This is a genomic window from Pseudoalteromonas sp. GW168-MNA-CIBAN-0100 (assembly GCF_040309225.1).
Taxonomy (GTDB): domain Bacteria; phylum Pseudomonadota; class Gammaproteobacteria; order Enterobacterales; family Alteromonadaceae; genus Pseudoalteromonas; species Pseudoalteromonas arctica.
Window position 1 is genome coordinate 1 of the sequence record NZ_JBEOOL010000208.1, and the last position, 375, is coordinate 375.

1 pseudogene is annotated in these 375 nt (G+C 40.8%); it reads right to left on the minus strand.

The window, feature by feature from the left end:
- Positions 1 to 375 (minus strand): annotated as a pseudogene (locus tag AAEY62_RS20760) (23S rRNA (cytidine(2498)-2'-O)-methyltransferase RlmM); the annotation flags it as partial.

Here is a 375-nt window from a genome sequence, read left to right on the forward strand (position 1 = left end):
GTTAAAAACAGTACATGCATTACTGGGCGGTTTGCTTTTGGCTCGCGCAGTACAATATTACGTTTTTCGAGGGCTTTTTTAAGGGGCGTTGATATTTTTTTACAAAAGGTTAAAAGCTCTTTGCCTTCGTTGGTATCGGGGGTTTATACACGTAGCTCAGAGCACAAGGTAAAATCTTTAGCAGCCTCTACAACCGCCCCTACACGATCTTCTACTGGCATGTTTTCGATCAGCGTACCAGCAAACCATTGACGAGCAAACACCATGTTTTTAAAATCAACTTTTTTAATTATTTCGTCGCCATGCTGCGCGTCAAAACACTCATAAATAACATAACCGGTATTTGGTTTTGCTTTAACATAACCGGCAAAACCT